A 5,132-nucleotide genomic window follows, 5' to 3' on the forward strand; every position below is an offset into this window, starting at 1 on the left:
CAAGACTTTCGAATTGATTCCAATTGCCGTCCGCATTACCATTAGTAACTATAGCAACGTGTCCCATTCCCTTACCATATGAATTACCAAAAACAACTACGTCACCGGGATATGCCTTAAAAGATGGTGTATTCTGATGTACGCTCGCCTCATTAGTAAAATTATTTTGGAACGGTATATCTTTAGCATACATTCCATTAAGTCCATGACCGTACAAGTGATACCAGTAGACATTAGCTAAATCAAAACACTGGTAACCTGCAAAATTATCAAAGTCCCAACCACGCCCTTGTAAGGTATCATTAATAAAATTGATATTATCTTGTGTTGCTAAAAATGTTTGAACTCGTTTAGCATTTAATTGTTTTTCTGTATTTTTATTGATTTGACTATGATCTGTAGCAATATTTTGTACGTGTTTATCTGTTGTGTACGTCGTTTTAGCATTAGCATTAGACGGCAATCCAGCAACGACTGTAAAAGCAATAATAAGTACAACTAACCACTTTCTCAATATTCAATCTCTCCCTTTTGATACTTTCTATCCATATCTTGCACTTCTGACAGAACATATAAATTACTAATGTTACTAACTAGCTGTTTGATACAAAATTGCGCATCTTCCAAATTTTTATCTTCTGAGTTTATAATTTCTGTAAGACTTTTCTCATGATGCACCATAATAAAAAGTAATTTATCACGTCTTTCTAAGTCTTCAGTTAAATAATTCATCATTGGATCTTTATACTGAGTTGCAGTTAGAACTAACTTTCTATAGTCTGTTGGAATAAGATGATCAACAGCCATTCTATCTCCCCCCTAATTAATTTTATATATTGAGTAAAAAGTTAACGACACCCAAAAGTGCCGTTAACTAATTCACTTAACCTTAAGAGCGTTTTCTTCTATATAAGTAAGTAGACACACCAGCAAGACCAATAAGTACAGCACCAATAATTACACCAGCAACAGATTTTTCTGTACCTGTCATTGGTAAATCTTTTTTTGATTCCTCTTTCTTAGGTTGAGGTGCTGGTTTTTGTGGCTTAGGTGCTGGTTTTTTAGGTTCTTCTTTTTTAGGTGGCACTACATTTTCAGGTTTTTTCGGTTTAGGTATTTCTGTATCCACCTTATTAGAGTTTTCTGTTTTATCATCATATTGAATTTCTGATGTATTAGGAATGATATATTTATCCCCTTTAGCAAAGTTTTTGTAATCAACATCATCTTTAAATTTAGAATTTAAAAGAACTTTAACCTTTTTCCCTTTAAGTAAACTTGCATCTTTAGGACTCCATTCGAAGCTTTCTTTTTTATTATCGACTTTTAAATCCCCTAATTTTGTTATATCTAAATCGCCATCTTGTCCTTTACTGTCTTTTGTATTTGACTTATGGCTATTATTAGAGTCTATGTCAGTTTGATTATTTTGGTTTTTACGTTCTGACTCTTGAGTTGATTTTGTAGATTTATCATCTTTTTGTGATTTTTGATTTTTTGTTGTATTGCTATCTTCTTTGGCTTTTGTATCATCACTTTGTTTACCATCCTTTGGTAACAGTTCAATATTACCTTTGTCATCAACTTTTAAATTAACCGTTTTATCAATGCCGTCTTTTTTATTATTGCCTTTAATATTAATTTTATAAGTTCCCGGCTTAATATGATGAGACTTGTCATATTCAATATTATCGTCAATATGAATATCTTTTGCGATGTCTTTAGCTTTTTGGTCTGTTATTTTAAGTAGAGATGCAACATCAATTTCTCCGTCTTTATCTTTTTTCAATTTATCAATGTTGTTCTTAATAAGGTCGATATTAATGTTTTGTTCATCGTCATTATCTTTGATGTTATCATTACTTTTTTGTTCATCTTTGTTTGATGATGAAGAATCAGGTTTAAATTCATCTTGTTTTGTATGAGCATTTTTCAATGCTTTATCAATATCTTCACGCTCTTTCTTAGATAGCGTTGACTTTTGATTTTTTGGTAAATAAACTTTAACGCCTTTAATATCTTCAACATCCTCTAAATCATCTTTAATAGTTACCTTTTTATAGTCTTTATCGTTTCCTAACGTGTAATCAAGTTGATAATTGATGTCATTTCCTTTTTTAGATTTATTATGCTCTTTAAGATTTCCATCTTCTAAGATGTGCTTTTTGATATCGCTGTTTACTTTTTTCTTCACAAATACTGGTACTTTATTTGTTGGAATTTTCTTATGATCTAATTCTAAATATCCAGTGTTGGGTATTTCAAATGTATCATTGTCTTTTTTCCATTTTTTCAAGTCTGCTTTTCCATTAACTTGAGAGACAACGTTAACTTTAAGTTTCTGTGCTGAAAATTCTTCTGGGTTTTTAGGCGTCCATCTAAATGATTGATGTTTTTCATCAACATCAAGTTTACCCTGCTTAGTAACATCTTTACCTTTATCATCGGTTACTTTAATTTTATCTTTTTGAAGATTTAATTCATCTGGTAAATCATCGCCTAGTGTAAATGTTTGATAGTCATTTTTGTATTTACCATTAATTTCATCTTTAGGATTTTCAAGGTTAGTGTCTTTTGCATCTTTTGATTGATCTTGTGATGCACCATCTTTTTTATTTTTCTTAATAACTGGTAATTGATAATCTAATGTATAGTTATAATCTTTATCATAGCCAACATCTTTTTTACTTACTGATTTTTTTGTAGTTGGATTAATACTCATATCATGGAAGTTATAATTAACTTTAGGTGGTGTTGGTTTTTTAGGTTCTTTTTTTAATGTAGGGTATTTAGCAATACTTGTTGTTACGTGCATACCAAAGTCACCATTAGCAACTAATGTCGAACCTTTAACGCCTGTATTATTAACAGAATGACTAATTACATTATTATATTTGGCAAAAATGGCTGTACCATCAGGTACAGATGAAGTACCGTCTAATAAGTTAGCTCCTTTATTTTTGCCCCATGTACTACCTAAATATTTAGAACTTGATACTTTGTTAACTTTATCGCTATCAGCTTTGAGTCCTCCACCCATCGCTACAATAGCTGAATTGTTATCTTCCATTGTTAATTCTTGGCCACCATCAATATCAAAAGTAGCACCCGTCCATAAATATTTTTCTTTTCCGTCTCCTACTTTATATGATGCTGTGATTTTATCTTTAGGTGGCGCTTGGTTAACATCAGCAGATCCATCATAATAGTTAATTGAGCCACCTTCATTCCAGAAAGTAACGTAGTCCCCGCCGTATTTAAGTTTAGTACCAGACTTACTAAATTTCACTTGTAAATCTTTTGATTTTCCATTAGCCAATTTAACAGCATTAGGAATTGTTACCCAATTACCAGCTTTTACTGAGTGAAGCTGAGTAGTTTTACCGAACTTATTATTTTTCCCTGATGTATCATATGCAGGTTTTGTATAACTTGGTACTTTATTATGCAAATCTTTAGTTACTTTGTCTCCCTTAACAACAGTTTTTCCTTTTGGCTTAACATTACCCCATGATACCTTTTGAACAATTTTATCATTAGACAATTTCCCTTTTTTATCAGAGTAAGCATGAATAGCAAATTTACCGTTTTGTAAATCTTTAAATGATTTGACATCTCCAGATGAGCTAACGTGAATATCATTATCAATTGTTTTAGATTTTAAATTATGCCAAGAACCTGATTTTGTATAAGAATGTCCTTTTTCCCCTCTCAAATTAGCGCTGTACTTTGGTTGTGCTGGATTCTTTTTTGCACTATCTACAGAAGACTTTTGTTTTTTCACTTTATCTTGATATTCCTTAAGTTGTTTATCGTTATATGCTTTGATTTCTTTGACTTTTTTCTTATAAGCCTCTTGATCGTCTTTATATTTCTTAGTAGCTTTTTCTAAATCTTTTATTTGTTTTTCATAGTCTGCTTGTATCTCTGTTTTTGTTTTGTCTACACTTTTGTCAGTAACTTTATGATGCTGGATGTTTCCTTCTTTGACATCTATACCTGCATCTTTTGCATTTTGTACTGCTTTTTTTAAATCCGAGTCATCAACTGATGAATTTTGTGATACCTTTTCATTAGATTTCTTTTGCGTTTTTGAGCTTGAAGAATCGTCCTTTTGATCTTTTGCATGTGCTGTATCAATCTCTCCTAATCCAAGTGTTGACAATAATAATGCTGTTGATAATCCTGTCATACAGATTTTAGAACCAACGTTATTGTTTTTCATAATTTTTACCCACTTTCTAATAATTTTTTGTTTCCCTTTTGGCATTGTGTGAGTAGTGCACATATAACAACCAATTTTTTCTGTTTACTTATAAGAAAATAGATAGTATTATTAAAAGAGCACATCATATATGACTTATTAATGATTGTCTAAATCAAAAAACGTCGTATAGCGTATGTGCATATATGCAAAGGATTCACACCTTTGTTTACTAAATAATACTTTTATGGTTGAAAAGAGATAACGTTACTCACACATCTCGTTATCTCTTGTCATATTGGCTTCACACACCAATATTGACGCTACAGAGGGAGCAATTCTTAATTGAGTTGCTCCTGTTTTTTGATTTGACACAATTGTAGTTTATCATTATACATCCCTCCTTTCATTATTTTTTACAAATCATTTATTACTTTTTCTACATTTTCCTTGTTTTTCTGTTTTTCTTTAATCGCTTTTTTATCATGACTGATATTTTCTTTTGAAGATTCAATAGAAGAATTATTATCGTCTATCGTTGATTGAGTTTGTCTTTGCTCTTTCTTGCTAAGTATCGGATCATTTGCATCGAGCTTTTTATTTTCTTTTTTAATACTGTGGATATTTTCTTTGTTGTATTTGATGTCACGCTTTTTATCTTCAATTTCTTTTTCTAAACGATTTTTTAAATAAATATAACTATCTCTATAATAAGTTTTTTTGGATTGAGGAGTTAAATTCTTATCAATGTTTTTACCAACTGCTGATACATATAAATCTCCTGATCTATTAGAATCATCGTCGCCATTTTTTGAATCTTTATAATTAAAATGTAACTTTAATGAGCCGTAATCCTTCGGTATATCTTCTATTTCAACAACAAAATAGTCATTTAATGTGTGATAAACATTAGGTTGATATGATTTTC

At 30.7% G+C, this 5,132-nt stretch carries 4 protein-coding genes; all 4 read right to left on the reverse strand.

Annotation, left to right across the window (positions count from 1 at the left end):
• Window positions 1-514: CHAP domain-containing protein (locus tag AB0M20_RS26415; protein WP_364302612.1), on the reverse strand; the 514-nt coding region annotated here is incomplete at its 3' end.
• Window positions 511-807 carry a hypothetical protein gene (locus AB0M20_RS26420; RefSeq protein WP_001832863.1) on the reverse strand — a complete coding sequence of 99 codons (297 nt, stop codon included), beginning with the start codon at window positions 805-807 and terminating at the stop codon, window positions 511-513. The genes AB0M20_RS26420 and AB0M20_RS26415, both read right to left, overlap by 4 nt.
• 82 nt (window positions 808-889) lie before the next feature.
• The gene (locus AB0M20_RS26425; protein WP_237640146.1) at window positions 890-4,270 is read right to left on the reverse strand and encodes an LPXTG cell wall anchor domain-containing protein; all 3,381 of its coding nucleotides are present in this window, start codon (window positions 4,268-4,270) and stop codon (window positions 890-892) included.
• 350 nt (window positions 4,271-4,620) lie between these two features.
• Window positions 4,621-5,132, reverse strand: a 512-nt coding sequence (locus AB0M20_RS26430; RefSeq protein WP_364302615.1) for a hypothetical protein, incomplete at its 5' end; no start/stop codon positions are given.

Origin of the sequence: Actinoplanes sp. NPDC051633 (genome assembly GCF_040681735.1) — a bacterium.
Classification (GTDB): Bacteria; Actinomycetota; Actinomycetes; order Mycobacteriales; family Micromonosporaceae; genus Actinoplanes.